The organism is Microvirga sp. KLBC 81, from assembly GCF_003075415.1.
In the GTDB taxonomy this organism is placed as follows: Bacteria; Pseudomonadota; Alphaproteobacteria; order Rhizobiales; family Beijerinckiaceae; genus Microvirga.
In genome coordinates, this window is record NZ_QDAH01000312.1 from 1 (window position 1) to 620 (window position 620).

Consider the following 620-nt stretch of genomic DNA (forward strand, 5'->3'; position numbering starts at 1 on the left):
CCATCCGGGCCTGGAGGTAGACGCCATCGGCCCAGACATAGACGTAGCGGCGGGCTGACAGATCGCGGGCCTGCCAGCGCTCGTATTCGGCCTGCCATTCACCGGTGAGACGGCGGAGGGGGAGAGGTTGGGCGCGTCCTTGCCCAGCAAGGCAGCCAAAGCCTCCTGGAAATCCCCAGTCGAGAGCCCGCGCAGATAGAGGATCGGCAAGAGCGCATCCAGGCTCCTGGTGCGCCGCGCCCATTTCGGCAGGATCGCCGAGGAGAAACGGATGCGGTCGGCATCGCTGCTGGCCCCGCGGTCGCGGATCTTGACCCGGCTGACTTCCACCGGGCCAATGCCGGTCTGGATCGTGCGCTCGGGCCCATGGCCGTGTCGGACCAGACGTTCGCGACCGTCCGGCAGCTTCAGGTCGCGCATGCTGGCGAGATAAGCCTCAGCCTCGCTCTCGATGGCCTGGGCCAGAAGCTTGCGGGCGCCGGCTCGGAGAATATCGGTCAGGGGATCATCAATCGTGTCGGGCTGACGAAGGCGGACAATGTTGGTAGTCTCGGTCATGACGTATCGCTCTTCTTGAAGAGGTTCTGGCAGGCTCGACACCCGCCTCGATACGTCGCCCT

The 620-nt window shown here is 65.5% G+C and carries 1 pseudogene; it reads right to left on the reverse strand.

The window, feature by feature from the left end:
• Positions 1 to 610, reverse strand: a pseudogene (locus DC522_RS33945) (transposase); the annotation flags it as partial.
• Positions 611 to 620: the final 10 nt, after the last annotated feature.